25 protein-coding genes and 1 tRNA gene are annotated in these 25,598 nt (G+C 58.9%); 18 read left to right on the plus strand and 8 right to left on the minus strand.

Features of this window, described 5'->3' with window-relative positions:
• Positions 1 to 2: 2 nt before the first annotated feature.
• The 11 genes from LKE90_RS03260 to hflX all read left to right on the plus strand — a co-directional run bounded on the left by LKE90_RS03260 (position 3) and on the right by hflX (position 14,354).
• On the plus strand, positions 3 to 212 hold the full coding sequence (locus LKE90_RS03260) for an entericidin A/B family lipoprotein (RefSeq protein ID WP_291490845.1): 210 nt from the start codon (positions 3 to 5) through the stop codon (positions 210 to 212).
• A gap of 187 nt (positions 213 to 399) precedes the next feature.
• Positions 400 to 1,188, plus strand: a complete 789-nt coding sequence (locus tag LKE90_RS03265) for a hypothetical protein (RefSeq protein ID WP_291490846.1) — start codon at positions 400 to 402, stop codon at positions 1,186 to 1,188.
• Positions 1,189 to 1,443: 255 nt separating this feature from the next.
• A complete protein-coding gene (locus LKE90_RS03270; RefSeq protein WP_291490847.1) occupies positions 1,444 to 4,044 on the plus strand; it encodes a cation:proton antiporter in 2,601 nt (866 codons plus the stop codon).
• A gap of 163 nt (positions 4,045 to 4,207) precedes the next feature.
• On the plus strand, positions 4,208 to 4,804 hold the full coding sequence (locus LKE90_RS03275) for a scabin-related ADP-ribosyltransferase (protein WP_291490848.1): 597 nt from the start codon (positions 4,208 to 4,210) through the stop codon (positions 4,802 to 4,804).
• A gap of 160 nt (positions 4,805 to 4,964) precedes the next feature.
• Positions 4,965 to 6,074 (plus strand): tRNA dihydrouridine synthase DusB, encoded by a 1,110-nt coding sequence (gene dusB, locus LKE90_RS03280; RefSeq protein ID WP_407066026.1) that lies wholly within the window; start codon positions 4,965 to 4,967, stop codon positions 6,072 to 6,074.
• On the plus strand, positions 6,071 to 7,234 hold the full coding sequence (locus tag LKE90_RS03285; protein WP_291490850.1) for a two-component system sensor histidine kinase NtrB: 1,164 nt from the start codon (positions 6,071 to 6,073) through the stop codon (positions 7,232 to 7,234). The genes dusB and LKE90_RS03285 overlap by 4 nt, the downstream gene beginning before the upstream one ends.
• A gap of 84 nt (positions 7,235 to 7,318) precedes the next feature.
• A complete protein-coding gene (ntrC, locus tag LKE90_RS03290) occupies positions 7,319 to 8,800 on the plus strand; it encodes a nitrogen regulation protein NR(I) (RefSeq protein ID WP_291490851.1) in 1,482 nt (493 codons plus the stop codon).
• Between the two features lie 50 nt (positions 8,801 to 8,850).
• A complete protein-coding gene (locus LKE90_RS03295) occupies positions 8,851 to 11,106 on the plus strand; it encodes a sensor histidine kinase NtrY-like (RefSeq protein WP_291490853.1) in 2,256 nt (751 codons plus the stop codon).
• A complete protein-coding gene (ntrX, locus tag LKE90_RS03300; RefSeq protein ID WP_291490854.1) occupies positions 11,096 to 12,484 on the plus strand; it encodes a nitrogen assimilation response regulator NtrX in 1,389 nt (462 codons plus the stop codon). The genes LKE90_RS03295 and ntrX overlap by 11 nt, the downstream gene beginning before the upstream one ends.
• Positions 12,485 to 12,727: 243 nt before the next feature.
• The gene (gene hfq / locus LKE90_RS03305; RefSeq protein WP_291490855.1) at positions 12,728 to 13,054 is read left to right on the plus strand and encodes an RNA chaperone Hfq; all 327 of its coding nucleotides are present in this window, start codon (positions 12,728 to 12,730) and stop codon (positions 13,052 to 13,054) included.
• Positions 13,014 to 14,354: a GTPase HflX gene (gene hflX / locus LKE90_RS03310; RefSeq protein WP_291490856.1), complete on the plus strand. Its 1,341-nt coding sequence runs from the start codon at positions 13,014 to 13,016 to the stop codon at positions 14,352 to 14,354. The genes hfq and hflX overlap by 41 nt, the downstream gene beginning before the upstream one ends.
• A gap of 197 nt (positions 14,355 to 14,551) precedes the next feature.
• Here the strand turns inward: hflX and LKE90_RS03315 are convergent, their stop codons facing one another.
• From LKE90_RS03315 to LKE90_RS03330, 4 genes are all read right to left on the minus strand, one after another.
• A complete protein-coding gene (locus LKE90_RS03315; RefSeq protein ID WP_291490857.1) occupies positions 14,552 to 15,001 on the minus strand; it encodes a hypothetical protein in 450 nt (149 codons plus the stop codon).
• A 360-nt stretch (positions 15,002 to 15,361) separates the two neighbouring features.
• Positions 15,362 to 15,438: transfer RNA gene (locus LKE90_RS03320), tRNA-Asp, on the minus strand.
• A 523-nt stretch (positions 15,439 to 15,961) separates the two neighbouring features.
• Positions 15,962 to 16,486, minus strand: coding sequence for a carboxymuconolactone decarboxylase family protein (locus tag LKE90_RS03325; RefSeq protein ID WP_291490858.1), 525 nt, complete (start codon positions 16,484 to 16,486; stop codon positions 15,962 to 15,964).
• Positions 16,487 to 16,611: 125 nt separating this feature from the next.
• The gene (locus tag LKE90_RS03330; RefSeq protein WP_291490859.1) at positions 16,612 to 17,154 is read right to left on the minus strand and encodes a peroxiredoxin; all 543 of its coding nucleotides are present in this window, start codon (positions 17,152 to 17,154) and stop codon (positions 16,612 to 16,614) included.
• A gap of 146 nt (positions 17,155 to 17,300) precedes the next feature.
• On the opposite strand from LKE90_RS03330, the gene LKE90_RS03335 reads away from it, so the two are divergent.
• From LKE90_RS03335 to LKE90_RS03350, 4 genes are all read left to right on the plus strand, one after another.
• Positions 17,301 to 18,251: a hydrogen peroxide-inducible genes activator gene (locus LKE90_RS03335; RefSeq protein WP_291490860.1), complete on the plus strand. Its 951-nt coding sequence runs from the start codon at positions 17,301 to 17,303 to the stop codon at positions 18,249 to 18,251.
• A 149-nt stretch (positions 18,252 to 18,400) separates the two neighbouring features.
• Positions 18,401 to 18,637: a hypothetical protein gene (locus tag LKE90_RS03340; protein ID WP_291490861.1), complete on the plus strand. Its 237-nt coding sequence runs from the start codon at positions 18,401 to 18,403 to the stop codon at positions 18,635 to 18,637.
• Positions 18,638 to 18,850: 213 nt separating this feature from the next.
• Positions 18,851 to 18,976, plus strand: coding sequence for a type B 50S ribosomal protein L36 (gene ykgO, locus LKE90_RS03345; RefSeq protein ID WP_003625637.1), 126 nt, complete (start codon positions 18,851 to 18,853; stop codon positions 18,974 to 18,976).
• A gap of 89 nt (positions 18,977 to 19,065) precedes the next feature.
• Positions 19,066 to 19,671: a hypothetical protein gene (locus LKE90_RS03350; RefSeq protein ID WP_291490863.1), complete on the plus strand. Its 606-nt coding sequence runs from the start codon at positions 19,066 to 19,068 to the stop codon at positions 19,669 to 19,671.
• A gap of 69 nt (positions 19,672 to 19,740) precedes the next feature.
• On the opposite strand, the gene LKE90_RS03355 is transcribed toward LKE90_RS03350, so the two are convergent.
• Positions 19,741 to 20,295 (minus strand): Dps family protein, encoded by a 555-nt coding sequence (locus LKE90_RS03355; protein ID WP_291490864.1) that lies wholly within the window; start codon positions 20,293 to 20,295, stop codon positions 19,741 to 19,743.
• Positions 20,296 to 20,512: 217 nt separating this feature from the next.
• The gene (locus tag LKE90_RS03360) at positions 20,513 to 21,382 is read right to left on the minus strand and encodes a tRNA1(Val) (adenine(37)-N6)-methyltransferase (protein ID WP_291490865.1); all 870 of its coding nucleotides are present in this window, start codon (positions 21,380 to 21,382) and stop codon (positions 20,513 to 20,515) included.
• 31 nt (positions 21,383 to 21,413) lie between these two features.
• On the opposite strand from LKE90_RS03360, the gene LKE90_RS03365 reads away from it, so the two are divergent.
• From LKE90_RS03365 to LKE90_RS03375, 3 genes are all read left to right on the plus strand, one after another.
• Positions 21,414 to 22,553 (plus strand): polyprenyl synthetase family protein, encoded by a 1,140-nt coding sequence (locus LKE90_RS03365; RefSeq protein ID WP_291490866.1) that lies wholly within the window; start codon positions 21,414 to 21,416, stop codon positions 22,551 to 22,553.
• A gap of 225 nt (positions 22,554 to 22,778) precedes the next feature.
• Positions 22,779 to 23,168, plus strand: a complete 390-nt coding sequence (locus LKE90_RS03370) for a transglycosylase SLT domain-containing protein (RefSeq protein WP_291490867.1) — start codon at positions 22,779 to 22,781, stop codon at positions 23,166 to 23,168.
• A complete protein-coding gene (locus tag LKE90_RS03375) occupies positions 23,159 to 23,644 on the plus strand; it encodes a hypothetical protein (RefSeq protein ID WP_291490868.1) in 486 nt (161 codons plus the stop codon). The genes LKE90_RS03370 and LKE90_RS03375 overlap by 10 nt, the downstream gene beginning before the upstream one ends.
• Positions 23,645 to 23,863: 219 nt before the next feature.
• On the opposite strand, the gene murI is transcribed toward LKE90_RS03375, so the two are convergent.
• Both murI and LKE90_RS03385 read right to left on the minus strand, forming a co-directional pair.
• Complete coding sequence (murI, locus tag LKE90_RS03380; RefSeq protein WP_291490869.1) at positions 23,864 to 24,745, minus strand: glutamate racemase; 882 nt, start codon at positions 24,743 to 24,745, stop codon at positions 23,864 to 23,866.
• 18 nt (positions 24,746 to 24,763) lie between these two features.
• The gene (locus LKE90_RS03385) at positions 24,764 to 25,519 is read right to left on the minus strand and encodes an orotate phosphoribosyltransferase (protein WP_291490870.1); all 756 of its coding nucleotides are present in this window, start codon (positions 25,517 to 25,519) and stop codon (positions 24,764 to 24,766) included.
• Positions 25,520 to 25,598 lie beyond the last annotated feature (79 nt).

Here is a 25,598-nt window from a genome sequence, read left to right on the forward strand (position 1 = left end):
GAATGCCAAGTGTCACAATGATCAAGGTCAAAACAACAGGTGGTCGCATCGCCCGTTTTGCGGGAGCGGCGGCTTTCATGCTGAGCCTTGCGGCGTGTAACACCGTTCACGGCGCGGGCAAGGATGTGAGTGCGGTGGGGCATGACGTGTCCCGTGGCGCCAGCGCCGCCCAGCAGGGCATCAGCAACGCGACGGGCGCGTCTACGCACTAACCGGAACCGGTTAAGGTGTAATGATGTGGAGGCAGGCCAGCCGAAGTTTTCGGTCTGGCCTGTTTTCAGGTTTTCAGGCCGGTTGCTTCCCGTGGTGGAAAGAACGATCGGTCCATGAAGCGTGCCGTAAACGATTGTATGCGGCATGACCGGTGTTCGGACGATACGGGAAGAGAGAGCGGAAACTATGCGGAAAAATACGGGACTGGCCCTGCTGTTCTTGGGATGTGCCTCGGTCGGGTCTGTGCTGTCAGGGTCCGTAAAGGCGCAGCAGTCGCCTCAGCATCCATCGTCGAAAGTTTCTCATGTAAAGGCCAGCGCTTCCGCAATGAAAAGCGAGGCTGACGATGCCGCGGTTGATCGGTTGAACGACGCCCAGCTTGCTTCCTCCTATCGGGGGCCTGTCTACTACCCGGGGCAGCCTGTGCCTCAGGCCCAGCCGGTGAAGCTGGGACAGAATGGCGCGGTTGAAAGTGACGCTGCGGGTGATGCTGAAATTGACCGGCTCAATGACGCGCAGGTTAGCGCGACTTACAAGGGGCCGGTCTATTATGCGGGCCATCCTGTTCCCCGCGCCCAGCCTGTCATGATCGGGAATAATGTGCCGGTCACTCCCCCCGGAAAGACAGCTCTGGCTGGTGACGCCAATGGCGACGACAAGGTCGATCTCCTGAATGCTTCCCAGATTGGCGGCGCTTACAAGGGGCCTGTCTACTACCCCGGCCAACCTGTGCCGTCAGCAAAGCCGGTCAATATTGCGACGGGCGGGTCTGCTGTCGTTGCGTCCGGGGCGGTCGGGCATGAGGCCGCAGCCGCTCCCGTTGCACCGGCTGCGGTAAAAACGGGGTCAGTGCTCGTGGTTGCGCCGATGGCCGCGCCTGTCGCGGTTCAGACGCCACAGCCGCTCCCGGCCTGTGTGCCGACTGCATCGGGTTTGCCGTCCGGCAAGAAGATTTCTGCCGCCTCCACCCGCTGATACATTATCTGTGATAGGGCATGCAGCGGGTATGGGTTCCGGCTGTTTGGGGTGGTCACGAGGATGCGCTGTCAGGGGCCGCAACATCCCGGGGTCTTTCCGGGATATTTTATGGTTTTGGGGTGGCGCGCCATATGGTTGCCCGAAATGTTCCGCAATAAGGACATGCTCCCGGCACGGAAGACCGTTCTGAGGTATGTCTGCTGAGACAGGATTGAGAACCGGCGCGCGACCGCCGCGCTGAAGGGGAATTTGATGGAAGTGACGGGCCTGGCGGCAGTTTTGCTGGCAATTGCGCTGCTGTTGGTTGTTGTGAGTGCGGTGCAGCCTGTCGCCCGGCGCTTCGAAGTGTCAGAAACCGTGCTTCTGGCTCTTGTCGGAATCATCATTGGTGGTGGCGCGGATCTGATCATCCGCAGCACCTATACCGGTAAAATCCCCAGCGTCGCGGGAACCGCCCTGAACGGGGTGGCTGAAACCTTCCTCGATTTTCCCGTCAGCAGTGAGGTCTTCCTGCTGGTCTTCCTGCCTGTTCTGGTCTTTCAGGGCGCGCTCGTCATTGATGTCAGGCGACTGGCGGACGAGGCGGCGACGGTTCTGCTTCTGGCTGTCGTCGCGGTGCTCGTCTCCACTGCGACCATCGGGTTCGCCCTGTTTCCGTTCGCCCAGATGCCGCTCATCGTCTGCCTGCTGCTCGGCTCAATCGTGGCGACCACCGACCCGTCCGCGGTCGCGGGGATTTTCCGGGATATCGGCGCGTCATCCCGTCTGACCCGTCTGGTGGAAGGCGAGGCGCTTCTCAACGACGCCGCCGCCATCGCCATTTTCGCGGTTCTGCTGGCGGCTGTTACGTCGCATCAGTCGATTCATATCGGTAGTGCGGCTTTATCGTTCGTTATTTCGTTCTCCGGCGCGATCGCCATCGGCGTCATCGGAGCACGAATGATGCTCTATATCATCACCGCGCTCGGCAACGCGCCGGCGGCAGAGACGACGATGACGGTCGCCCTGCCTTACATCGTCTATATTCTGTGCGACGAAGTGATTGGCGTATCCGGCGTGGTTGCCACAGCCGCCGCCGGTCTGACGCTTTCGGTCTATGGGCCTTCGACCTTCCGCCCGCAGACCTGGCAGTTCCTCAACGAACTCTGGCAGCAGCTTGTGTTCTGGGCCGGGTCGCTCGTGTTTGTGCTCGCCTCGATGCTGATTCCGCGCTTGCTGGTCGGCATGACCCGCTGGGACGTCGTGCTGATTCTCATCGCGAGTGCCGCAGGACTGGTCGCCCGTGGCGCTGTGGTGTTCGGCCTGTTGCCCGTGCTGGCATGGACGCGTCTGGCGCCGCCGGTTCCGACGCCTTTCAAGGTGACAATGGTGTGGGGTGGCCTGCGTGGGGCCATCACTCTGGCGCTGGCGCTGGCTGTTACGGAAAACCCGCAGGTTTCGACGCCCGTCGCGCACTTCATCGGTATCATTGCCACCGGCTTCGTGTTGATTACGCTTCTGGTCAATGGAACGACGCTCAAATCTGTCGTCCTGTTTCTCAAGCTTGATCAGTTGTCGCCGATGGATCAGGCCTTGCGGCATCAGGTGCTGAGCATCTCTCTCGAAAAGGTGGCGGAACGGGCGAAGGAAACCGGCGAAGAGCTGGGTTTCTCGACGGACGCCACCCGATCGGTGATCGACGCGCTGGAGGTTCGCAGCCATGAGGAGCGGTCAGCCAACACGTTCGATACGGCGCTCGGCGATCGCCAGCGGGTTACGCTGGCCCTGATTACGGTCGCCAATCAGGAGCGGTCCATCCTGCTTGACCTGTTCCGTATTCAGGGCCTGTCGCGTCGCGTGATGGAAACGCTGCTCCGGACTTCGGACTCCATGGCGGATGGAGCCCGGCTGGAGGGGCGTTTTGGTTATGTGAAGGCGCTTCGGAGACGTCTCAAACCTTCAGTCCGGTTCCGGATGGCGCAGGCCATTCACAACAGGTTCCATTATGACAAGCCGCTCATGGCGGCGATGGCCGAACGGTTCGAGATGCTGATGGTCAGCCATCTGGTTTCTCTGGCGCTGGCCCGTTTCCTGAGAGACATGATGGAGCCCACGCTCGGCACGCGTGTCAGTGAGATCGTGGCGGAAACCCTTTCGCGTCAACGCAAGATGCTGGACGAGGCGCTGCTGGCCCTGCGCCTGCATTATCCCGGCTATTCCGAAGCGCTAGAGACCCGCATTTTCAGGCAGATCGTCATTCGTCTGGAAGCGCAGGAAATTGATACGCTTCATGCGGAATCGCTGATCAGCGATGAACTGTCGCGGGAACTCCAGAAGGATGTGGACCGGCGGCGCGTGCGCCTCGACCGGCGGATGACCTTCAACCTCCGCAACAACATCGAGACGCGTCTGCGCGGCGCGATGATCTTCAAGGGGTTGCCCGCCGTGGCCCTGCATGACCTCGCACAGACGGCCTCTCTCCGTTTTCCCTCGGTCGGTGAAACCCTGCTGAAACGGGGACGCAAGGCGCATACAGTGTTTTTTGTGAGCGCAGGGCGTGCGGAAATGCATGTCAGCGAACGTGATGTCGATTATGGCGCGGGCGATATCATCGGCGCACGTGAAGCGATTGAGAATGGCCCGATGCCCGGAACGGTTCGTACGGTTCGTTTCGGCCACATGCTCGCCATTCCGGCGGCCCGGTTTCGTCGGCTGGTCGAAGAATATCCGATTGTCAGGCGAAACCTCGATGACGTTGCAAAGCTCAATGAGCGGACAGAAACAAGCACGCTCAGCATGGTTGGCGCGACGGAACTTGACCGTGGGACGCAGGGGCAGGGCGCGATGAAGTACCTTTCCTCTTCCAGAGAATAGGGTGTCTGGCGCGGCGGTGGCGAGACATATCGCCACTGAATCCTGATCTGGCGTTGAATGTACGCAGGCAGTTTATATGGGTTTGCAAAATCACGTTGATCGGTAAGATTTTCGTGTGTTAACATATGGTTAAAGAAAACATTCACACACGGAGCCTGATGTCATGGCAGAACTGGTTTATCGCGCTGATGGAAGGCCCCCAGGTGAAATCTTCGAAGAGGGTTTTCAGCTTTACAACGATCACAACTCTGGACTGGGGCTGGGACGTTATGCCCAGTTCAATGAGCATGGACCTTTTATAAGCACGACCAGAAGCTGGCAAAGCGTATTGGGATTTGCAAGAAGACCCGGTGCGGGAAAACAGGAATCACTTGTGTATATATACACTATTGTTATTCCCGATGATCGGCCGATATGGGAACCTGAAAAGATAAGGTTCACTGATCATGAGACCTTTGAGATTCCGGAAGAGTTAAGGAGAACAGAAAAAAACGGGTATGGCCAAGATGTGATGCCCAAGGAATCAAGTAATTCTGTTGGTCCAAACCTGTATGTGCAGCAAAGAGAAGTGGCTGTTAAAGGTGGCATTGATCCAAATATAATTTTTAATTGCATAGAATATAAAATTGCCAAAATAAATGGCGAAAACGAAGTTTCCATAAATTCAATAACACCAAATAAAAAATATACAGGGCAAGATAAAATAACCATAAACAATGTGTTTTATGATTTGGAAAAGATAATGAGAGGACTCTCTTGAGTAAACGTGCTCTGCTTTTCTGATGCCGGAATCAGCAATGCGATTGAGCAGTGAAATCCGCAGGTCGGGAAAGATGTTCTGATCCTCCTGTCGAGGTCAGTGTTATCGGTGCCGGGATTCTGTTGAATTCACGCAGCCACACAGTTAGGTTGGCGGCATCATGGGTATGGCAGAAATAAACAGGGCCGGGGCGCAGAGTCCGGGACCGATCGATCTTGGTGGCGTCGTGCTGGATGCACCCGTCATTCTCGCACCGATGGCGGGGGTGACGGATGTGCCGTTCCGCAGGCTCGCCCGCCGCTTTGGCGCGGGTCTGGTGGTCTCGGAGATGATCGCCTCCTGGGCGATGGTCCGGGAAAACGAAGCGACGCTCCGCATGGCCGAGGTCGCCGATGCCGCCGGACCAAACTCGATCCAGTTGGCCGGGTGCGATCCTGATGCGATGGGCGAGGCGGCCCGCATTGCGGTCGGCAAGGGCGCGGACATCATCGACATCAATTTTGGCTGCCCGGTGAAGAAAGTCGCTGTCGGTCAGATGGCGGGTTCAGCCCTGATGCGTGATGAAATCGCGGCGGGACGTCTGCTTGAAGCGACGGTGAAAGCGGTCGATGTGCCGGTTACGCTCAAGATGCGCATGGGCTGGGATCATGATCATCTGAACGCGCCCAATCTCGCCCGTATCGCGCAGGACTGCGGCATCCGCATGATCACGGTGCATGGACGGACCCGGCAGCAGTTCTATAACGGTTCCGCCGACTGGGCCTTTGTCCGTAAGGTGAAGGAAGCGGTCCGTCTGCCGGTGATTGTGAACGGCGATATCGTCACGGTTGACGACGCACGGCAGGCGCTTGCCCTCTCGGGAGCCGATGGCGTGATGATCGGACGCGGCGCGTACGGTCGTCCGTGGTTCCTCGGGCAGGTGGCGGAAGCGCTGCGCACGGGTGAAACCCCGGCCGATCCTGACCTTGAAACGGAACGCGCTGTTGTTCTGGAGCACTATGATTCGATGCTGCGCCATTTCGGTGAGCATCCCGGCCTGAGGCTCGCCCGCAAGCACGTCTCCTGGTACTCGGCGGGGCTGCCTGAGTCGGCAGGCTTCCGGGCTTCCGTAAACCGCATGGATACGGCCGTCGAAGTGATTGACGCGATCAACGCGTTCTATGACCGGCAGATCGCGGCAGGCGCTGTCCGTGCACCGCACCGCTCGCGTGGCGACGGCAATCATACGGGGGAAGCGGGGAGTGAGGCCGACACACTTCAGGCGGCATGAAGAACGCCTTGGGTAGAGCTGCTTCCTCACTGCGAAAAGCGTCAGGCACGGCCAGCCGTGATGGCGGCGAAGATCGGGTGCCGGACGCGGCGCTCCTGCTCGAAACTCTGCCCACCCCGGTCGTTCTGGTTGGTCAGCAGGACCACATTCTCTTCGTCAATTCCGAGGCGGAGAGCTTCTTCGCACGCTCCCGTTCCCTGCTCAGGCAGGAGACGCTGTCTGATCTGCTGCCTGCCGATCATCCCCTGTTTATCCTGCTTCATCAGGTGCGGCAGACCGGCAATACGGTCACCGAACATGGGGTGGTGATCAGTTCGCCTCGCTTTCATTATGACGGGGTGACCGTGCAGGGCGCTGCTGTCGCCGAGTTTCCCGGGCAGGTGCTTCTGCTGATTCAGAACGCCTCTTCGACCAAGGTTCTTGATCGTCAGCTCGCCTTCCGCTCCGCGGCGCGGAGCGTGTCAGGCATGGCGGCGATCCTCGCGCATGAGGTGAAGAATCCGCTGTCGGGCATCCGTGGCGCCGCGCAGTTGCTGGAAAGCTCCGTTGCCGAGAATGACAGGGAACTCGCTGTCCTCATTCGTGATGAGGCCGACCGTATCCGGGCGCTGGTCGACCGCATGGAAATGTTCAGCGAAAATCCTGAAGGGCGTCGTCCGGTCAATATTCATCGGGTGCTGGAGCATGTGCGGGCGTTGGCCGAGAACGGCGTGGCGAAGGGGATTCCGATCGTCGAGCAGTATGATCCCTCGCTGCCCCCGGTCTGGGGCAACAGGGACGAACTGATTCAGGTGCTGCTCAACCTGATCAAGAATGCGGCGGAAGCCATTCTTGATACGGGCGAGCCGGGACAGATCACGCTGATCACCGCGTACCGTCAGGGATTGCGTCTCGCCGTGCCGGGTTCGGACCGCAGGCGTCATCTTCCGCTTCTGGTGACGGTCCGTGATACGGGACCGGGCATTGCCGAGGCCATTCGTCCGCATTTGTTCGAGCCGTTCCTCACCACCAAGACATCCGGTTCTGGGCTAGGACTGGCGCTTGCTGGCAAGATCATCAACGATCACGGTGGAGTCATCGAAGTCGAAAGTCGACCCGGCTGTACGGAGGTCAGTCTTCATCTGCCTGTGGTCAGGGACGAGGGTGGCGGCATGTCGTGACGACCCTGAAAGGGGAGCCGCTTGTTTTCCTGCAAAATCCGCTCATTATCGAGCGCAGTTTATCGATGGTGGTAAAAGACCCGCATGCCGTTGCCCACGATTCTGGTTGCTGACGACGATCGCTCGATCCGGACGGTTCTCAGTCAGGCTCTGGGCCGCGCCGGGTATCAGGTCCGCACGACAGCCAGCGCCGCGACCCTGTGGCAGTGGATCGAGGAAGGCGAGGGTAATCTGGTCATCACGGATGTCATGATGCCGGATGAAAATGGTCTGGACCTCGTGCCGCGGATCAGAAAGGCGCGTCCGGACCTGCGTATTCTGGTCATGAGCGCCCAGTCCACGCTGGTCACGGCCGTCAAGGCGACGCAGCGGGGGGCTTTCGAATATCTGCCGAAACCCTTTGATCTGACGGAACTGCTGTCAGTCGTTGACCGTGCCGTGAGCACGCCGCAACAGATGCTCGCCGGAGCCGCGTCCCAGTCCGCGCCCTCTTCCGCAGAGGAGCCGATGCCGCTGACAGGCCGCTCGGCGGCAATGCAGGACATCTACCGAATGATCGCCCGCCTCACGACGTCCGACCTGACGGTGATGATCACGGGTGAAAGCGGCACAGGCAAGGAACTGGTCGCAAAGGCGCTCCATGATTACGGACAGCGGCGGACCGGCCCCTTCGTGGCCGTGAATGTCGCCGCCATCCCACGTGAGCAGATTGAAGCCGAACTGTTCGGACAGGAGCGCAGCGCCAATGGTCTCGCCGGGACGCGCTCTTCGGGCCGTTTCGAGCAGGCGGCGGGTGGAACCCTGTTCCTTGACGAAGTCGGCGACATGTCGCCGGAAGCCCAGACCCGGGTGCTGCGGGTTCTTCAGGAAGGCGAGTTCACGACGGCAGGAGGGCGGCAGCCGATCCGGTCAAATGTGCGGATCATCGCCTCCACGCACCGTGATCTGCATCAGGCCATACGGGACGGCTCGTTCCGGGAAGACCTGTTTTATCGTCTGAATGTCGTGCCGATCCGCATTCCCCCGCTGCGGGAGAGGACTGAGGATATTCCCTTGCTGGCCAGGCACTTTCTCAGTCAGTGCAATGAGGAAGGGCAGGCGCCCAGGAGCCTGACCGACGATGCGATCATGCGTCTTCAGGCCTGGCGCTGGCCGGGGAATGTGCGTGAGCTTGAGAATCTGATGCGCCGGATTTCCGTGCTTTACCCGCACGATGTGATCAGTGGCGCAGTGATAGAGGCCGAACTGTCGGAAGCCAGCCGACAGCGTCCGCTGTCCGTGGTGGCGCATGATGAGGAAGAAGAGCCTTTCTCCGTCGTCGTCGAGCGTCATCTGCGGAAATATTTCACGGCTGCCGAAGAGAACGGCGTGCCGCCCACAGCCTTGCATGAGCGGGTGATCGCCGAGATCGAACGCCCTCTCATCAGATTGACGCTGGATGCGACGCGGGGAAACCAGATCCGGGCCGCCGCCATGCTGGGCGTCAACAGGAACACCCTGCGCAAACGTATCAAGGATCTTGAAATCCCCGTGACCAAAGGGTCTTCCGGTCGGGAGGCGGTCTGACACATCATGCGACAGAAAACCGATATGGGCGTCATGGCGGGCCGCCCCGTATGCTGAGGCGCGCGCTGGAAATGCGGAGCGTGACCATCACTCTGGTCCCGTTGGCGCTCCTGCTGGTGTTCGCGATGTTCGTGGTGCTGTCCGGCGGCGCGGCGCTGGCGCATCATCCGATCCTGCAGAACGGCATCTTCATTCTTGGTGGTGCGACGCTGCTGCTTCTGGCGGTGACAAGCGGCCTGTGGGTCAGACGTCTGATCAATGAGCGTCAGCGCGACGGAACGGCGGGAGCCCGGCTGCATGTCCGTCTGGTCGCGCTGTTCGGACTGGTGGCCGTCGCGCCTACAATCGTGGTGGGTATCTTCGCCACGATCTTCTTCGATTACGGCATCCAGATCTGGTTTTCTGACCGGGTCAATACAGCCCTGAACGAAGCCCTGCAGGCGTCGCGTGGCTATCTGACCGAGCATAACGCCAACATCCGCACGGAAGCTTTCTCGCTTGCCAACTTTCTGGTCAGCGCGGAAAACGAGCTTCAGAGCAACGGCACCGACCTGCTGCATGATCCGGAAACGCTGGGTCAGATGCTGGACAGTCAGGCGACCATCCGTGGTCTGACGGAAGCCGTGGTCTATGACCCGATCACCAACAAGGTGATCGCGGCGGGTGGCCTGCTCAGCCGCTCGGGCTATGACCAGCCGCTGCCACCGCCTGCGGCCACCATGATGGCCCGCACCAATGACGTGGCGATCTATGACAGCCCCGATGAGAAGGTCGTGCGGGCCGTCGTGGCGCTCGGTGAAACGCCGGAGATGATGCTGGTCATCACGCGGCCGGTCGATCCGGAAATCCTCGGTCATATGCGCAAGACTGAAAAGGTTGTGGCGGATTACAAGCGGCTGGACAATAACCGCACGAAGATTCAGATCATCTTCGTGATCATCTTCGCATTGGTGACGCTGCTCGTGATGCTGGCGGCCGCGCTGATGGGGCTGACGCTGGCCCGGCAGATCGCGCGCCCTCTCGGACTGCTCATGGATGCGTCACACCGCGTCAGTGAGGGCGATCTGTCCGTGCGTGTGCCGGAAGAGGGACGGGATGACGAAATCCGCAGTCTCTCGCATGCCTTCAACCTCATGACGGATGAGCTTGCGAGCCAGCGTTCGCAGCTTATGGACGCCTACGAGCAGATCAACGAACGGCGACGGTTCACCGAGGCCGTGCTTTCGGGCGTCTCGGCGGGTGTCATCGGTCTGGACGGGCTGGCGCATATCGAACTGCCCAACCGTGTGGCCTGCGACCTTCTGGGCAAGGATCTGACTGAGTGTGTGGGGCACTCTCTTGTGACGGTCGTACCGGAGTTCGAGCCCGTGCTGAACGCGCTCCAGTCTGGCGATGGCCGCGTCCAGACGCAGGAAGTGCAGATTGGCGTGCCGGGCAGCCGCCGCGTGCTGTTCGTGCGCGCCGCCGCGGAAATGCGGAACAATGTGGTGGCGGGGTATGTCGTCACATTCGACGACATCACGGCGCTCCAGTCAGCCCAGCGCAAGGCGGCATGGGCGGATGTCGCCCGGCGCATCGCGCACGAGATCAAGAATCCGCTCACGCCGATTCAGCTTGCCGCGGAACGGCTGAAACGCCGCTTTCTGCGCGAGATCACTTCTGATCCGGAGACGTTTCAGCAGTGCGCCGATACAATTGTTCGTCAGGTGGGCGATATCGGGCGGATGGTGGACGAATTCTCGGCCTTTGCAAGAATGCCGCAGCCGCGCATGGCGCAGGAAAACCTGTCCAGCATCATCCGGGACGCGCTGATTCTACAGCAGGGAGCGCATCCGGAAATCCGCTATGACGTTCACCTGCTACAGGGTGGAGGGCCTCTGCTCTCCTGTGATCGCAGGCAGATTGGCCAGACACTCACGAACCTGCTTCAGAACGCGGCGGACGCCATCGCCATGACGGGGCGCACGGTTGATGTGGATTCTGAAAAAACAGACGAATCTGCCTCGGAAGTGACAGGTTCGATCGGCATGATCCGTCTTGATGTGACAGAGCAGGATGGCAGGGTGCACATCGTCGTCACGGATGATGGAATCGGTCTGCCGCGTGAGGATCGGGATCGTCTGACCGAACCTTACGTCACGCACAAGCCGAAAGGGACCGGGCTGGGGCTGGCCATTGTCAAGAAAATCATGGAAGACCATGAAGGAACGATTGAGCTGAGGGACCGTCCGGATGCGGAAGGCACTGAGGCTACTCTGATTTTGCCACTCAAGGCTGGAACACAGAAAGAGAACCATGGCGTATGAAGTCCTGATCGTCGACGACGAACCGGATATCCGCATGCTGATCGAGGGTATCCTTCATGACGAAGGATATGAAACTCGTGTTGCCGGAGACTCCGACTCTGCGCTGGCGGCTTTCAGAGCACGCAGACCCTCTCTTGTGATTCAGGATATCTGGCTTCAGGGCTCGAAACTGGACGGTCTTGAGATTCTCAAGACCATGCAGGCCGAGGACGCCAGCGTGCCGGTGGTCATGATCTCGGGTCATGGCACGATCGAAACAGCGGTCGCGGCCCTCCAGCACGGCGCCTACGATTTCATCGAAAAACCGTTCCAGTCCGACCGTCTTCTCGTCATTGTCAGACGCGCCATCGAGGCGTCCCGTCTGGAGCGTGAGAATGCGGAACTGCGTCTGCGCGCAGGACCGGAGAGCACGCTGTTCGGTGAGAGCGTGGCCATCTCCGCCGTGCGGTCCCAGATTGAGCGGGTCGCGCCGACCGGCTCTCGCGTGCTCATCACCGGCGCGCCGGGGGCGGGCAAGGAAGTCGCGGCCCGGATGATCCATGCGCGATCCCGGCGCGCGGAGGGACCGTTCATCGCCCTGAACTGCGCGACGCTCGCCCCGAGCCGTTTTGAGGAAGAACTGTTCGGGCTGGAAGGCGTCGAAGGCATTCCCAGACGAATTGGCGTGCTTGAGCGTGCACATGGCGGCACGCTGCTGCTGGATGAAGTCTCCGACATGCCGATCGAGACGCAGGGCAAGATCGTGCGGGCGCTACAGGACCAGAGCTTCGAGCGTATCGGCGGTTCGACACGGATCAAGGTGCATATCCGCGTCATTTCATCCACGAATCGTGATCTTCAGGCCGAGATCGGAAACGGGCGGTTTCGTGAGGATCTCTATTACCGCCTTGCGGTGGTGCCGCTGCGTATTCCGAGTCTGCGTGAACGCAGGGAAGATATTCCCGAACTGGCGCGCCTGTTTCTGCGACGTGCAGCCGAGACGGCAGGGCTCCCTGTACCGGAGCTGAGCGTGGACGCCATGGCGGCGCTACAGGCCTATGACTGGCCTGGCAATGCGCGTGAGCTGCGTAATCTGATGGAGCGCCTGCTGATCATGATGCCGGGGACCGGCAATGATCCTATCCGGGCCGATATGCTGCCTTCGACCATCAGCGAAGGTGCCCCTGCGCTTCTGAAGTTCGATTCGAACGCGGATGTCATGAGTCTTCCGCTGCGCGAGGCGCGCGATCTTTTCGAAACGCAGTATCTACAGGCCCAGCTTCTGCGCTTTGGCGGAAACATCAGCAGAACGGCGGGGTTTGTTGGAATGGAGCGCAGCGCCCTGCACCGGAAGCTGAAGCAGCTTGGTGTAACGGCTGAAGACAGGACGAGCGTATAAACCCGCCCTGTTACTGATTTTTCTACCTGTCCCGTATGCTGACTTACCTGCAATCTATCCAGAGGGCTGGACGGATTGCAGGTAAACAGGCATGTCATCCGCATTGATTACGGCAATTTTGTCGTCAAATTTATGTCTGGATGAGAGCTCTGGCCTTTGAGCTTCACGTTTGTAAGCGTAATGACAGAGGTAAGCCTCGAATCATACCGGGCAACAAGAACAAAGAAGAACAGGACTCCGATCGTGGCAAAGACACCGCCTCAGAACGTCCAGGACGTATTTCTCGGTCATGTCAGACGGGGAAAAGCGCCGGTTACGATCTTTCTCGTCAATGGCGTCAAGCTTCAGGGAGTCATTACCTGGTTTGACGACAGCGTGATCCTGCTCCGCAGGGACGGTCACACCCAGCTGGTCTACAAACACGCCATCAGCACCGTCATGCCTCTTGCCCCGGTCAATATTGTCGAAACCGCTTCCGGCAAGGCTGGTGTGTCCGTCGAGACGGAAGCAAATCAGCAACATCTTCTTCATGTGGAGAGCGACGAAACTCTTGTCGACGATACCTACTGAAACAGCATCTCCCGCCACACGCGCGGCCGTTATCCTCCCTTGGGAAAAGCCTGACCGTGATCAGGATGTCCGGGCTGCCGAAGCCAGACTGGACGAGGCTGTCGGCCTGACATCTTCCATCGGTCTGGTTGTTGTGCTGAAAGCCGTCCTGCTTCTCAGGGCGCGGAGGCCTGCGACCCTGCTCGGGACAGGGCAGGTGGAATCCCTGCGTGAGGCGGTGGCTGAAAAAAAGATCAAGGTCGTCGTCATCGACGCCAAACTGTCTCCCGGTCAGCAGCGCAATCTTGAAAAGGCGCTCGGCTGCAAGGTGATCGATCGGACCGGGTTGATTCTCGATATTTTCGGCGCAAGGGCCGCGACGCGGGAAGGTAGCCTTCAGGTCGAACTGGCGCATCTGGAATATCAGAGATCGCGTCTTGTCCGCCTGTGGACCCATCTGGAGCGTCAGCGCGGTGGTTTCGGCTTCCTTGGTGGTCCGGGCGAGACCCAGATCGAGGCCGACCGGCGGATCATTGGCGACCGTATCGTTCGCCTCAAGCGTGAACTGGAGCAGGTGCGCCGGACCCGTGGCCTGCATCGGAGCGCACGCAGGCGTGTGCCGTTTCCGATCGTGGCGCTGGTGGGTTACACCAATGCGGGTAAATCGACGCTGTTCAATGCTCTGACCGGCGCGTCCGTCTACGCTCAGGATCAGCTCTTCGCCACACTGGATCCGACGATGCGGGCGATCCGCCTGCCGTCAGGACGACAGGTGATCCTGTCCGACACGGTGGGCTTTATCAGTGAACTGCCGACGGAGCTGATTGCGGCATTCCGCGCCACTCTGGAAGAGGTGGCCGAGGCCGACATCATCCTGCATGTGCGGGATATCGCGCATCCTGACACGGCAGCGCAGCGGACTGACGTGATCTCCGTTCTGTCCGGTATGGAACGGGATGGCATGCTGGATCAGGAATGGCGGTCCCGTGTGATTGAAGTCCTCAACAAGGCGGATCTGCTGGGTGGCCCCGAGCATGTGGAACATCACGGTACAGCCGTGCCCATCTCGGCCATAACGGGAGATGGTCTGCCGGAGCTTATGGCGGCCATTGACGCTCACATGGTGCATGCCATGGAGCTGCTGCGCTACAGCATTCCCGTTGAAGCTGGAGAGGCTCTGGCGTGGCTGTATCAGCATGGTGAGGTTGTCACGCGGGACGATCACGAAACACAGATGGACGTGCTGGTGCGGCTGCGCGAGGCTGATCGTGCGCGGTTCGATGGACAGTTCGGAGGAGCGGTCCGCAGAGTGGAAAGCTGAGAAGTCCTACGGTCTGTTTCCGGCTGTCCGGAAGACCGTAAGAAACCTATTTCTTGATTTATTGGCTGTGTCTCATGAGACATTTCTGACGGAGCAGGCTTCTCCCGTCAGGAGAAGCGACTGTAAGCAGCCCCAGCCTTGAACTGGGAGCTTCTTCGTTCCCTCAGATCATGATCAGGAGAAATACTCTGGGCCGCTTACAGCCTTCTGGCGGCTGCCGCCCATAATTCACGTTCAGTCTGATAATCGAATGAGAAATATACAACCTGATTGTCAGGCAATAAATTATTTAGCGCCGCCGTGCATTTTGGGCAGGGCGACATTTCAATGTAAATTTGGTGAAAATGGGGGAGGGCGTTGTTCTCTTCTATGGCCTGAACAATAGCGTCGAGTTCGCCATGGATATAAGCAGTAGAGAACTGTCCACTTTTACAGAAAAGCGACCTGTTCCGACTAACGCCGATGGCAGAACAGATTCTGTTGTTATTTCCCCAACTGACATAGGCGCAGCACGATTCCTTGCCGATGCCGTTAAAGCCACCTTGTCCAACCGCTGCCGACATCTGTTTTTTCTTTTGCAGACATGTTCTGACGGCTTCGTTGGGGCTATTGATGTCATAATTTACGCGTTCCAGACGGAAGGCCATGAATTGATCCCCGGATAATGCGTCCAAAAGCAATCGTTCAAGAAAATATAACGCATATGTTTATTTGATGGCACATGTTTTTCCGCTCGGTTTTGCATGTTCGCCGCGAATCGTGGCTTGAGAGTCTGCTGCCTGCTCTGGGTTTCTCATCATGTGCGACGTCGTAAAAAGGACGGACGAAGGAAGCGCTTCAATCGGGTTGATAGCGATATGTGTAAGGGAAGAAGCCCTGTGGGCTAAATTTCTGTTTTCCGATGATATGAATGATTATTTCGGGAAACAGAACTCATCAGAGTGAGTTTTGGGTTGGCGCCCTGATAAGGTGCAACCGCGCCACTTTCTTTTTATGTTTTGAGAAAGTGGCGCGAGTGACGGGGCTCGAACCCGCGACCTCCGGCGTGACAGGCCGGCGCTCTAACCAACTGAGCTACACCCGCTTTTTTCGAACGATGCCGCGTTTCGCGTCGTCGTTGAGCGGCTTTATAATGACGTTTTCAGGACTTGCAACCCCCCTTTTGAAAAAACTGTCATTTTCAGGAAAATCAGAGAGTTGCGGGGCATGATAGGGCGGTTGGACTGGATGTTCCGGGCCGGTGTTCAGCAGACAGAAGATGTCGTCTGCTCCCTGTGGCGATTCCGACCGGTTCGAGAGATCATCGTGACGTCAGGAGTGGCATCGAGCCCTTCACGGAAGGCAGAAGAGACGCCGGACGTTCCGTGAGCATGCCTTGATCAGAAAATTCAGACTGTTGCCGGGCAGGCAGAACCCGACGATGCATGCTGTCGGTCGCCAGCGTATTTCTCTGCGGGGAAGGGTATGCCGCCCACGCTAAAAGTCAGGAGTGTCTTGAGCAGGCTGTCTCTGGAGTAATGGTAGCCCCGGAATGAAAAAGGGCACCGTGCGTCGCACTGATGCCCTTGCTGCGTCCTGTGAGGACAGCCGGTGTTTTCAGATGTTTTTCAGGCGGCTGGTTCGGCCTGCAACGTAACGGCCACGCCATGAATGGTCGCGGCAATACGGACGGACGTCTGGACCTGCTCGCTGCTCAGACCACCTTCACGCACGGCATGTTCATGACTCTTCACGCACATCTCGCAACCATTGATGGCGGAAACGGCGAGGGACCAGAGTTCGAAATCCACTTTATCCACACCGGGGCGGGCAATCACGCTCATACGCAGCTTGGCGGGCATCTGGGTGTAGTCACCGCCCACCATATGGGTGAAGCGATAGTAGATATTGTTCATGCCCATGATCGCGGCGGCCGCCTTGGCCGCGTCCAGTGCTTCTGGGCTAAGCTTCGCGCCGAATTCTGCGATGATGGCCTTGGTCACTTCCTCATTGCGGGAAGCGATGGCGGTGGCGACGAAGGTGCCGGCAAGCTGCTGTTCGTTCAGCGTGATGTCGGAAGCAAGGCTGCCGAGATTGAGACGCAGGTCTTTTGCGTAATCGGGCAGGCGCTCTTTCAGGGCTTCGATCGACATGATGCTTCACTCTATTTCATGAGGGGCAGGACATGGTCCCGAGACTTGCAGAATAAAATCAGTAGGAAGAGACGCTGCGGAGCAGGCGAAGCCGCGCTCCGCAGCGTCCCGGACTTCGGGAAGGATCAGACCTTCAGGAAGTCGTCGCCCTGTTTCCAGTTGCACGGGCACAGCTCGTCGCTCTGGAGACCGTCGAGAACGCGCAGGACTTCCTGCGGGTTACGACCGACCGACAGATCGTTGACCGACACGTGGCGGATGATGCCCTGAGGATCGACGATGAACGTGGCGCGCAGGGCAACGCCCGGACCCGCTGCGATCACGCCAAGCGCATCGGACAGCTCACGCTTGATGTCGGCCAGCATCGGGATCTCAAGCTTCTTGAGGTCCTCGTGGTGCAGACGCCAGTTCAGGTGAACGAACTCGCTGTCGATCGACACGCCGTAAACGACGGCGTCACGGTCTGCGAAGTCTTTCGCAAGCTTGCCGAACGCCACGATCTCGGTCGGACAGACGAAGGTGAAGTCTTTCGGCCAGAAGAAGACGACCTTCCACTTGCCTGCGTCCGTCGTGTCGGAAATCTGGACGAACTTGCCGGTCAGGCCTTCCGGGCCACCCGGAACGGAGGTCAGGTCGAAGGAAGGAAACTTGTCGCCAACGGTCAGCATCGGAATGCTCCTTGCATGTTTCGGTCTTGCTGCGGGCGTCGGTCTGGCGCGCCGCTGGACATATCTATGGCCATGCTGTGGCAATCATGCCAATGAATAATTTATCATAATACGATTGATGAAATCGATCGAGCGGAGTGCCGCCCATGATGATCCTGCCTTCGCCCCAGCAACTCCGTTATCTGCTGGCTCTGGCTGAGCTGCGGCATTTCGGAAGGGCCGCCTCGGCCTGCGCCGTGACGCAGTCCACCCTGTCCGCCGGCATTCTGGCGCTGGAACGGCAACTCGACGCCAGCCTGCTGGATCGGGAGGTGGGCAAGCGCGTGGTCTTTACGCTGCTGGGTGAAGAAGTGGTGCGTCGCGCGCGCGCGGCGCTGGAGCTTCTGGAGGGGATTGCCCAGATCGCGCAGGCATCGCGTGAGCCGATGACAGGGCCGGTCAGACTGGGTGTGATCCCGACAATCGGTCCCTTCATCCTGCCGCGCCTCATTCCCCTCGTGAAGGAATGGTTTCCGCAGATACGGCTCATCATTACGGAAGATATGACGGAGCGGTTGCTGGAAAAAATAGCGATGGGTCGTCTGGACGCCATGCTTCTGGCCATGCCGTGCCTGTGCGAGGGGCTGGAGACGATTCCGCTCTGGCGAGACCCGTTTGTTCTGGCTTTGCCCAAAAAACATGCTCTGGCGAAGCTTTCCTCCGTGCCGCTTGATATGCTCGGGGATGAGCGGATGGTGTTGCTGCAAGATGGCCACTGCCTGCGGGAGCAGACGGTGGATGTCTGTCGTCAGGAGCGGAACTGGACGGGGAACGAGCCTGAATCGGCACACACGGCGTCGGCCCTGCATACTCTGGTCCGCATGATCGGAGAGGACCTTGGCGTCGGGCTTCTACCGGAACTGGCGGTGGCTTCGGGCATTCTCGACAGTACGGGTGTGGTGGCGCGTCCGGTGACGGGTGGTCCGGCCTGGCGCACAATCGGACTAGGCTGGCGGCTGAAATCGCCTCGTACGGAGGATTTCCGGGTTCTGGCTCGCGCATTGAAAAAGCTGGCCCCCAGCGGAACGGATGCCGTTTTGCTGGAAGAGGAGAGATGATGTCCGGCTCAGGGCTGAGCGCTGGTTGCTCCAGCAGACTGTGAGAGGTTGATTCGGAATGTCTCAAAATATAGATATCTAAGTGCGCCTTTGTTGTCCTCGATATGCGTATGGCGAACACAGACAGCTTGAGCAAAAACGGAAACAATTTGCCTGCTGGCAACCCTTCGAAACGCCGTCCAAACAAGGATGAGCGCCAAGGGCTGAGAGTCGCTACGATCAGCACTTTCATGTCGCTTTACACGCGCAAGGCCCAGCGTGGCGCGGAACCGAATGACCGGCGCTACGACCGCGATCTGGAACGTAAGGTCAAACCCATGAAGGTGGCGGTTCTGGATCGTTTTCTGAGTGATGATAAAGATATTAATGGTCCTGACCGGGACTGACCTTGCCAGTGAGAGCGACGAGCGCTTCTGCATCATGCCGACAGCCATTGGGGAGAGACGGCCCCCTCTCTATGATTATGACCCGAAAGCCGGGAAGAGGGCTGAAATGATGAGACGGAACGGCTCATTGCATTGACTTTTCAGCTTTGGCTGCGTATGTCCCGGCAACTTTTTCATGCGGACCCGACCGCAGACGGATAGAAGAGACGAGTTATGAAGATCAGAAACAGCCTCAAGTCGGCAAAAGTCCGCGACAAGGACTGCCGCGTTGTGCGTCGTCGCGGTCGCGTCTACGTCATCAACAAGAAGAACCCGCGCATGAAGGCACGTCAGGGCTGATCCTCAAGATCGATCTGATAAATCCCATGCACAGGAAAACCCGCCCGCTGGCTCTGGAAACGGACCCAAAAGGCGGGTTTTTTCGTTGTATGAACAGAATTTCTCTTTCTTCCGCTCTGGCTGTCCTTCTGACCGTAGCGCCCGCTCAGGCCGAGCCTGCCGTCGCGGGTAAGGCTCCCTCCACGACATCCTCCTCGCCGCAGAAGCTTTCGAGTGAGACCAAAAAAGCCGCGCTTGTTGCCCAGCTTGCGGCGTCAAAAAATCCTACGGAAGCTGCATTGCTGCGGGGGCAGCTTGAGGAACTCCGTACGCAATCCATCAGGCCCGCGACGAGACTCCTCATGCGGCGGGCAGCGCGTGAACTGGCGAGCGAGAAGCCCGGTGATGCTGTCGAGGATTTCGGCGCGGCGCTGTCTTTGCAGAATGACGTTGCCGTCCTGTGGCGGCTGCGGGCGCAGGCGCGGATTTTGGGCGGTGATCCCGGTGGCGCGATCAGTGACCTTGGTGTCGCGCTTCAGCATGATGGAAGCGACGCCGTAAGCTGGCAGTTGCTCACAGCGGCAGAGGATGTTGCCGGAGACGGGCAGGCGGCCTTGAAAGCGTGGCAACGTGTGATGGAGCTTGATCCCCAGTTGCCGGGAGCAGCGAAGAGGTTTGAAAAGCTGCAACTGAAGGCTTTCGGACGGCCAACCTGATCTGACGGTTCTAATGGAAAGCGGGCGGGCCTGAAGACGCTCGCTTGAGGGCTTCAGGCCTCTTTTCGCTCAGCTATTCGCGCCAAACGTGGTGCGTGTGACTTCAAACAGGAACCACGTCCGCTTTTCGCTTTCGTCGATCCAGTTTTCCAGCAGACTTGTCGTGGCGCAGTCGCCCACCTCGTCCGTCAGGCCGTGCACTTCGCGCATGGAGGCAACCAGCTTCTTGTTGTCCTCACAGAGCTCGGCGATCATGTCGGGCGCATCGACATAGACGGCATCATTGTCCTTGACGCGCTGGAGGCGACCGATCTCGCCAATCGAATGAAGCGTGAGGCCACCGATCCGGCGGGCGCGTTCCGCCAGAGGATCCGTCATGGCGAGCAGTTCAGCGCCCTGATCATCCAGCATCAGATGCAGATCGCGAAAGTGGCGACCGCTCATGTGCCAGTGGAAATTCTTCGTTTTCAGATAGAGGGCGAAGACGTCGGCAAGCAGTGCGCGGAGAGCGGCGGAGATGTTTTCCACGCCTTCGCTGGGCAGGTCCGTGGGTGTGCGCAGATAATGCTGGACCTCGGCGGTACCGGCCTGTGCGATCTTGCTGGAAGCAGATGATTTGCTCATCGGTATGTTCCCCTTTGATTTTTCCCTCTTGGCTGGTCCGGCCTGCTGAAGTGGCCATTCCATATTCCAGAATGGCGTCGGGGCCGGGAGCGAGCGGGACAGAGCCATCAGCGGCTGCACGGTCAGTATGCAGCCGCTCAATGGCGGGCGATGTCAAGTTAAGAGAGTGTTTCGTAAAACACGTGATGCGACGCTGTTCCTCTGAAGAAACAGGAGTTCACAGGTCTTTGTGAGGGCCTGAGACTCGTTTCGGACTCCTGAAGGACTCGGCGTAAAGGGGAAGTCCGTTTCTCAGGATCGCCTCTGCGGCAGGAGTGAAACTGCCATCATCCTTGTGCAGGACTAACCCCGGCAGAATCCTTGAGCCGGCCTGGCCGCCACGACGGGCGCGAATCAGCACGATCCGGGCTTCTTCACCCTCATGAGGCCAGAGAGGGATGATTTCGGCGCTGCCGATCCGCACTTTTTCGCAGGCGGCGAGGGTTTCAGCCAGTCGGGTGCCGGGAATCGCCAGCGTCAGCGAACCTTTTTCCCTCAACAAACCGGCAAAGGTGGAAATCCAGCGGTGCAGGGTGTCTTTTCTGGCCCGTCGCGCCTTGTCCCGCCGGGGTTCTGGGGAGGCCGTCGCGTCCTCCCGGTGCCATGGAGGATTGGCGAAAATATGATCGAATCGGAAAGGGGATGCTTCCGGGGCGTCACGTGAGATCTGGCCCGCGTGGCAAATATCTCCCGTAATGATCTCAGTATCGTTGCGGGTGTTGAGGACGAGATTGATACGGGCCAGAGACGCCGTTGCCGGGTCGATTTCAAATCCGGTGAGGGCAAGATTCTCCACGCGGGCCGAAAGGCACAGCAGACCAGCACCAGCGCCGCATCCAGCCTCCATCACGCGGTCGCCCGGGCGCGCCGGAATGAGAGCTGCCATCAGGACGGGTTCAAGGCCGGTCCGGTAGCCATGCCGGAACTGATGATAGACAATACGCCCATCCAAAAGAGTGCCCTTCGTGGTCTCGGGCAGGTCGGAAAGGGAGGGTGTTGCGGGGCGGACAACTTGACCGTCTCCGGAGCGCCGCTCATATGGTTGCACTACTAGGGTCCCTTTTTCGGGAGAAAGTCATTTGCACGTTGCAGTCAATCTGCCGAATACGGAGGGCACCGCAAGCCCGAATGCCGACCAGCCCGAAAAGAAGTCTGGCGACAGCATACGTGTGGATGATGCCGTGAAACCTCGGAACAGTGAAAACGTCCTGAAAGCTCTGGCTGATTATCTCGCCGATGACATGATGGCCTGCAACAGGGAAATCGTGGCGCGGATGCAGAGCGACGTGCCGCTGATCCCGCAACTGGCAGCCCATCTGGTGGCGGCGGGCGGCAAGCGGCTCCGGCCGCTGCTGGTGCTCGCAGCGGCTCGCGTGACCGGATATCGGGAGCACGGTGACGACATGCGCCATGTAGGCGTGGCGGCCTGTGTGGAGTTCATCCATACGGCGACGCTGCTGCATGATGATGTGGTCGATAACAGCCAGCTTCGCCGTGGTCTGGCCAGCGCCAACGCCGTGTTCGGCAACAAGGCCTCCGTGCTTGTGGGCGACTTTCTTTTTGCCCGCGCCTTCCAGATTCTGACAGCCGACGGCTCCCTGCCGGTCATGGCTATCCTCTCCGCCGCATCCGCGACGCTGGCGGAAGGCGAGGTCATGCAGATGACCACGCAGAACGATCTGACCACGACGGTCGATCGCTACCTTCAGGTCATCTACGGCAAGACGGCGGCCCTGTTCGCCGCAGCCTGCGAAACAGGCGCGGTCGTCGCGAAAGCAGATGACCAGACGAGAGAAGCCATCCGTCAATATGGTGCTAATCTCGGCATGGCGTTTCAGCTTGTCGATGACGCTCTTGATTACGCCGCTGATCAGGCTGTGCTGGGCAAGACGGTGGGCGACGATTTCTACGAAGGAAAGGTCACTCTGCCGGTTCTGGCCGCCTATCACGCCGGAGACAGCGAAGAGCAGGCTTTCTGGAAGCGGACGATCGAGAACAACGAAGAGCAGCAGGACGGTGACCTTGAGCGTGCGCTTGGCCTGATTGCGAAGACAAACGCCATCGACGTGACCATGGCCAAGGCCCGCGACTATGCTGAGGCCGCAAGTGTCGCTCTGGATCAGGTGTCCGAGGCATGTCGATCCGCCAATGCCGATATGGAGCCGCTGCGTCAGTTGCTGAAAGATGTTGCGATCTACACGGTGGACCGTGCGCGATAGGCAGAACGCTTGCCATAACGCATAATCATCAGGGTTCTGATGGACGCTGCTGCAAGCAGGTGGATTGAAGCCGTTAAGCGTGCGGGGCGTTGTCGGAAAAACCAGCACTGTCACCGTTGTTTTTATCGGCGGTGAAACAGCGATTCAGTTTGGCAGGACAGGCCGGTCATTCAGCCAGAGCCGGAACCGGGATTGCCGGATTTTGATGTTCCGTGGAGATTCGAGATGTCAGCCTATGCGCTCCATCATCATACATTGCCCCAAAAACCCTCGAAGCACCCCTGGATAGAAAAAAATCCGAACATGGTGCCTGTTGCCGTTCAGTCGGCTTTACGGCAGGCCATGATACTTGAAGGAAAAAATTCATCCGACTTCAATGACCTTCTCTGGATCATGGCGCAGGAATCCGGAGGCGCAGTGGATACAAGAAACGGGACATCGACAGCGCGCGGGTTATTCCAGCTTCTGAAAGCGCAATATTACTTAAACCCGAATGGTGAAAGCTCGTTTGGAAACCCGATTGAAGAGTGTCAGGGCGGAATACGCTACATCTATGCCCGCTATAAAACGGCGGAAGCCGCCAAAGAATTCTGGATGAAACACAAATGGTATTGAAAATCCGGAATCTTGCCCTGCGGGTGATGTGTCTTGCTCTTTTTGTTGCGCCGGATGCCTTGCATGCGTCTTCGATATCCTTTGTTGATCATCCGGCCAAAACCGGAGAACCGGTTCATCGTCCGTCACTGAAGATACGCTCGAAAGAGGAGCGTCAGTTTGCGACGATGCTGCGCGACGCGATGCACGATCCCGTCAATTTTGCCGGACATTTCGTTCTGACGACCTGGGGATGCGGCGCTGGATGCGTGATGGGAGGCGCCATCAATGTCGTAACGGGTGCCGTGACGATGCTGCCTTTCACCGTCTCTGACTGGCCTTTGGATGTCACGGAACCTCTTTCATGGCGACGCGACAGTACTCTGCTTGTTGTCACAGGAAGCCTGAACGAAACTGGGCATGGAAAATATTTCTACGATTTTGACGGCAAGGCATTTCATCTTCTTCAGACGGAGCCGATGACGCAAAAGCCATGAGTTAAGGCGTGCCGGTCTGCTCGGCTGGCGTCACGAGACTATCCATAATCTGTGTCACAGGCGCGATGTGCGCGGTGAACAGAAGGGACGCAGTGCAGATCAGGATCGAATTATAAGATGATCTGCGCGGCAGGGGCGGGTGGTATTTCGGAAGCGGGAATGGCGGGCCATTGATCCGGAGAAAACAGCAGCAGAAAGCTGCATGCCGTTCCTACCGCGTTAAAAACTCTGGCCAGTTGTCCACTGTTCCGCGTGAGCATAACCGAACGGGCGCAGATGCGCCTCCAATTCTATGACATCCACCGGAGACGCCGTGAACCAGAGATGCTCTTCTGCATCGTGCAGGGAGGGGGACGTTTCCATGGCTTCCAGAACAGTGACAGTCTGACGGGCGACCGCATCAGCCGGATCAAGCCAGACAACGTGGTCCGGCGAGGCAGCACGCAGGGCTTCATGCAGGAATGTGTAATGCGTGCAGCCCAGTGCGACCGCATCAATCCGGTCTCCATCAGGCTGACCGAACAGCCCGGCGACTTCCTGCTCGATCAGATGCGGGGCGGGCGGCTTTCCCCTGAAAGCTTCTTCCGCATAATCGGCCAGATGGCGTGCGCCGTGGGCGATGAGTGTGCAATCGGGGGCAAACTGGCAGCGTAGTGATTCCACATACGGGCGGCGTACGGTCGCTTTGGTGGCGAGCAGCCCGATCACACGGCTTTGACTGATGCGCGCAGCCCAACGGATGGCTGGAACGCATCCGACAAACGGGGTGTCCGGGCAGGCTTCGCGTAGCGCGCCGAGCGCCAGTGTGCTGGCGGTATTGCAGGCGACGACAACGACATCGGGATGGGCTGTGTCGATCGCGTCTTTCAGCAGGGCTACGATATGGGCGCAGAGCGCCGCGTCTTCCTGCTCTCCATAGGGAAACAGGGCTGTGTCCGCGATATAGCTGATACTGGCTTCAGGCAGACGACGACGGAGCGCCGCCACGATGCCAAGGCCGCCAATGCCGGAATCGAACGCCAGAATACGGCCTTTGGCCGGAGAGGGCGAGACACTCTCTCCGGTTGCGGGTTGATCTGGCGTGAAAGCCGACACGTTCATGACACTGGGGCGTCGCCGTCAGGAATCGCGGGCGGTCTTCAGGGCCAGAGCTTCTTCAAGGCTGCCGACGCCACCATGCTTGGCGGACCATGCGCATGGGTCTTCTAGGAAGCGACGCACTTCGGCGGCGGCGCCTTCCGAGAAATACGGACGCTCGGCGCAGGCTTCGAGCACATCCCACCAGGTGCAGAGGGAATGCAGGGTGATGCCCATTTCCGAGAGTGTCTTGTGAGCGCCGGGGAACACGCCGTAGAAAAATACCACGAAGGTATGATCGACAATCGCGCCAGCATTGCGCAGAGCCTTGGCGAAACCGATTTTTGATGCGCCGTCGGTCGTCAGGTCTTCAACAAGAAGAGTACGCATGCCTTCCGGCACATCGCCTTCGATCTGGGCGTTACGGCCAAATCCTTTCGGCTTTTTGCGGATATAGGCCATCGGCGTCATCATGCGGTCAGCAAACCATGCTGCGAAAGGGATACCTGCGGTTTCCCCGCCGACCACGGCGTCGATGCTTTCATAACCCACGTGACGGCCGATTTTCTCGACACCGAGTTCCACGATTTTTGCCCGGGCGCGAGGGAAAAAGATGATGCGGCGGCAGTCGATGTAAACGGGCGACTTCCAGCCGGAAGTCAGCGTGTAGGGCTCTTCGGGACGAAAATTGACCGCCTTGATTTCCAGAAGAAGCCGTGCGGTTGTAAGGGCTGCATCCCGGTCCCACGCAGAGGCATCATTGCCGAGAACCGATTCCTGTCCGATCATGTGCTTCATGTCCCTTTCCCATCGCGCGCATTCGCCTGCGTCGACGTGGCATAGCCGCACACAGGCGGAAAATCCATCACTGACGGCT

Origin of the sequence: Acetobacter sp., assembly GCF_022483985.1 — a bacterium.
GTDB lineage: Bacteria > Pseudomonadota > Alphaproteobacteria > Acetobacterales > Acetobacteraceae > Acetobacter.